The organism is Nostoc sp. 'Peltigera membranacea cyanobiont' 213, assembly GCF_002245975.1.
GTDB lineage: Bacteria > Cyanobacteriota > Cyanobacteriia > Cyanobacteriales > Nostocaceae > Nostoc.
In genome coordinates this window covers 1-3,739 of record NZ_NOLI01000282.1, presented here as the reverse complement: position 1 = coordinate 3,739, position 3,739 = coordinate 1, and the positions used below count along the sequence as shown (strand labels likewise).

At 41.6% G+C, this 3,739-nt stretch carries 4 protein-coding genes; 1 reads left to right on the top strand and 3 read right to left on the bottom strand.

The annotated features are described in order from the left end of the window. From CDG77_RS33935 to CDG77_RS33925, 3 genes are all read right to left on the bottom strand, one after another. Positions 1 to 200: DUF2237 family protein (locus tag CDG77_RS33935; RefSeq protein ID WP_143857162.1), on the bottom strand; the 200-nt coding region annotated here is incomplete at its 3' end. A gap of 54 nt (positions 201 to 254) precedes the next feature. Further along, a complete protein-coding gene (locus CDG77_RS39280) occupies positions 255 to 443 on the bottom strand; it encodes a transposase (protein ID WP_190234149.1) in 189 nt (62 codons plus the stop codon). A gap of 15 nt (positions 444 to 458) precedes the next feature. Beyond that, the gene (locus tag CDG77_RS33925) at positions 459 to 2,588 is read right to left on the bottom strand and encodes an ATP-binding protein (RefSeq protein WP_094333536.1); all 2,130 of its coding nucleotides are present in this window, start codon (positions 2,586 to 2,588) and stop codon (positions 459 to 461) included. Between the two features lie 295 nt (positions 2,589 to 2,883). Here CDG77_RS33925 and CDG77_RS33920 point away from each other — a divergent pair, with 295 nt between their 5' ends. Next, positions 2,884 to 3,624: a RibD family protein gene (locus CDG77_RS33920; RefSeq protein ID WP_094333535.1), complete on the top strand. Its 741-nt coding sequence runs from the start codon at positions 2,884 to 2,886 to the stop codon at positions 3,622 to 3,624. Positions 3,625 to 3,739 lie beyond the last annotated feature (115 nt).

Here is a 3,739-nt window from a genome sequence, read left to right as displayed (position 1 = left end):
AAATCAGGAACAGGTGTGCTTAAGTCGTTCCCCTGCGATTTGGTGAACTCCAGAAATTCTAAGGTCACTTCGGCACATACGACGTGCGACCCGAAATCCTGGCCGCCTGTGCGACAAAAACCATCGCGGTAAAACCCAGTCATGGGAGAAGTGCAACAGGCTTCTAGGTTTCCATCAATTACATTTTTAGCTTCTATCATAGTTACAGCAATTTTCATGTAAATAGACCACAGTTGTTGAACCAACCGAAGGCATCATCTTCGGTAATGTAATTGACCGCAACAGCTATTGCAAGGCCATCGTGATTCTAGTGAGCGTGCTTCACAGGAACGGAGAAACTGCTTGAGTTTTGACCAACACAGTTCTATGGGGGATAAATCAGGAGAGTAGGGAGGCAAAAACTTTACTTTTGTACCGACGGACTCAATTACAACTCTTACCAAAATAATGGGTAAAAATTACCTATCAGAAGTCCCATTTGCATAAACTTCTGTTTTTGGAAGACTTACCAAGAGAGTTTGCTGCGGCGAAAGACTAATCTCGTAAGTCTCATTCCCAAGTAACACCTGGAACTTCATCGACTTCTCTTTGTCTACACCTACTTTTACAGATTTATTGATCCCCAAAGAGGGGCTTCCCCCAGACTCCTGTAGGCTAGAGTATTGGCTTGCTTTTGCTCCCTTATTCTCAGAGGAAAATCCCAAATCCCCGACATTTTCATCTTTTTTTGAAGCAGGTAACAGCGAGATATCAATCAAGGGTAAGGTAATCTTCAGTGTCGTACCTTGATGAAGTCCCGTACTCTCAAGAGTAATGCTGCCTCCCATGAGTTCAATTAAGTTTCGTGAAATTGCGAGTCCCAGTCCAGTCCCTTCAAACTGGCGCGTGGTTGTGCCATTTACCATCATAAAAGGGCGAAACAGTTTGTGTTGTTGCGCGGGATCAATTCCTATACCTGTATCTTTAACTATTACCACTACTTGAGATTTACCATTACTAGATTGAATTTCTGTAGCAATAGTGATACTTCCTGTGTCAGTGAACTTAGTGGCATTGCCGATAACATTAATCAGCACCTGCTTCAGTTTTGCCGCGTCTGCCTTAATTGGTATCGGTTGAGGATCTAACTCACATTTCAATTGCAAGCCCTTCTGTTGAACATTAACTGATTGTAAATTAATCACCTCTAATAATATTTTTCGGAGGTCAAGAGGTGTAGTGATTACAGAAAGCTTACCTGCTTCAATTTTAGAAATGTCGAGTAAATCATTAATAATATTTAGCAAATGAATTGTTGTTTCATCAGCACGTTTAAGGAAGTCCAGTTCTTCTTCTCGGCTATCACATAAGCCATCTTCAACCACGCGAATGCAGTTAATAATAGTATGTAATGGGTTTCTCAACTCATGAGAAGTTGTAGCTAAAAACTGGCTTTTTATCTGGTTAGCAGTTTTTGCTTCTTTCCAAGCTATTTCTAATTCTTCCGCCCCAGCTTTGAGCCGTTCTACCATTTGGTCTAATGCTTGAGCCAGTTGATTGAACTCCCGAATTTGGAAATTGTGCGGAACTGGTTGGGCGGCGTGGTGAGAGTGAATATTGAGAGCGTAATCTCGCAATTCTTCTACAGGGCGTGCCAAGTAAGGAGCTAGATATAGGGAGGCTAACAAACTTGCACCAATCAAACCAACGGTCAAAACAATGAGAATTAGTTTGATTTCCTCTAAACCAAAAAGCGCATTATCAACACTAGTAACAGCTAAGACTATCCATTTTTGCTGATGTTGTTGGGTGAGTGGATTTACAATAGCTGTATAGCCAGCTACTAATTCGTTTCCCTCTTTAAAAGACAAATTTATCGAATCGTTTTTTCCGGCAATGGCATTTTTAATTATGCTCTTGAGTTGGGAATAATTTGGATGTTGATTGATATTAGTTCCCACCCAGTCTGTGAAGGGATGTGCCAAAATCGTCCCATCTTCAGCAATCACTACCATAGCGCCTGTGAGCGATCCCGGCTGATTTCTGGTTTGTTGGTACAATGCAGACTGAATACTTAAGCTGTAAACTAAATTTCTGCGGCTATCGGAGACTGGTGCAGATACCACTAATTGTAATTGATTCTGTGTGTTTCTTTTTCCAGTTATTCCTGCTTTGGGCGGGAAGATTGCTTGGACATCAATTCCATCACTAGGCAAAGGTAATGTCAACTCCCCAATAGCCCTATCGCCACAGCTACTGGCAATTATTTTCTGGTTTAGCAGATCCGTTAATTGGATACACTCAATATTGGCTGGAAGTTGTTGCTTTAGCTGCGTGAGAATTTCTTGCTCTTGTATAGGCGAACTCGACGGAATCACCGTTGTTTTGCTTACACTCAGCAAATTAGCTTTTAAGATTGCGATCGCATCGCCAATTCTCTCTCCCTTACTGATGGCGCTTTCTGTTAAATTTTGACGAGCGGTTCCCAATATGCTAGAACGTGCCTTATTCAAGGCAACAATCTCCCCTATAAGTAAAACTGGAACGAACAGCAGCAATATTCTCGTTACTAAAATTCGACGAAAGGAAGATTGGCGGTAATTAGTCATCAAGTGTCTCACTTTGCATCTGCAAACCACAACAGCAAAGATATGTAATTAGACTGGCTAGATGAGACATTTTATTAAATTATCAGAATTTTATTTTCAATGTTTAAAAATAACAAATTGCTATAATTCAAAAAGAAACGTGGTATACCAAAACTCGTATATGCTAGATTTAAAAGCTGTTCTGGTTGCATATAAATACAGTGATAAAATTGTAAAAAAATAACTTGCAAGCATGGATTTTTTTTGAGAATCTACATACGAACAAAGAAAATATTCAAACTATCAAATCAATTTAATGTTGCAACATCGTCCTCATACTACAGTTGTTTTAGCAATGAGTGCAGATGGTAAGATAGCAGATTTTAGGCGATCGCCTGCTCGGTTTGGCTCAAGGGCTGATAAAGCACATCTAGAAAAACAAATCGCTACCTCTGATGCGGTTTTATTCGGTGCTGGTACTCTCCGGGCCTATGGAACAACACTTACTGTATCAGATCCAACTCTAGTGCAACTTCGGGCACAAGAAGGGAAGCCTCCGCAGCCAGTTCATATAGTGACTACACACTCTGGAAACCTCAATCCGGAAATTAACTTTTTTAAGCAACCAGTTAGACGCTGGCTACTCACGACAACACAGGGAACACTTTCATGGAAAGGACGTTTACAGACGCTTCCCGCAACTCTGGGAACCGGGGCACAAGAGTGTCCTCCAGAATTTGAGCAGATTCTGGTTTTTGAAACACCAAGGCGAGAAATTGACATTTTCGCAGCTTTGAAGCATCTAGCCAATATAGATATAGCACGGTTGGTGGTCTTGGGTGGAGGTGAATTAGTCGCTTCCCTGCTGGGCTTAGATTTAATCGATGAATTATGGTTAACTGTCTGTCCTCTGATTTTAGGTGGTAGTACCGCACCTACACCTGTAGAAGGGAAAGGATTTTTACCCGATTTAGCTCCCAAGTTGCAACTTTTAGAAGTTCATACAGTTGAGCAAGAAGTGTTTTTGCACTATCGCCTGCAACGACCAGCAGATTAGATTACGCTAAATAAGGGATTGGGGATTGGGGATTGGGTATTGGGCATGGGGCATGGGTTATTCTCCTTATCCCCGTTGTCCCTCACTCTCTACTCCCCAGTCCCTAGTCCCCATC